Raw genomic sequence first — 513 nt, 5'->3', positions numbered from 1 at the left:
GAGAGCACCCCGGCGCTCATGCGCATTTTCAGGGTATCAATGATGGAGCCCTCCCCCTGGTAGCCCTGATAACCGAGATAGAGCCAGTTCAGTTCGTTTTCCGGCTCCACGTTCAGCTCATAAAGCGCCGTGCGCGTCATGCCACTATCGACGTCGTGGGCGACGTAATAATCCTGGCTGCGCTGTCTACTGCCTTCGACCAGATAGAAATGGCAATTATTCGCCACCGCGATATCGGCAACGATAGTTCCCTGGGCGGGACGAAGCGTAGCTGGTGCCTGCGGGCCCGCATCCGTGAGCATCATCAAAAGCTGATCTGCCGCATCCAGATGCCCGGCTTCGCCGATCATGGCGAATTGACTCCCCTCAAACCACACCATGCCGTGCTCATCCAGCTCATCGAACTGGTAAGGCACCGGCACAAAACGGCCCTGCTCTACCCGCATGACCGAGAGGGAATCCAGCGTTTTACCCTGGGCGCCGGGAACGTCCTGCCCGGAGAGTTTAACCACC

General features: G+C 58.5%; 1 protein-coding gene. It reads right to left on the bottom strand.

Going from position 1 to position 513, the window contains the following annotated elements; genetic code table 11:
• Window positions 1-513: hypothetical protein (locus A3730_RS32170; protein WP_197477608.1), on the bottom strand; the 513-nt coding region annotated here is incomplete at both ends.

This window comes from Alcanivorax sp. HI0044 (assembly GCF_001634945.1).
The sequence above is the reverse complement of the archived record's forward strand: the minus strand, read 5'-3'. Positions and strand labels throughout refer to the sequence as shown.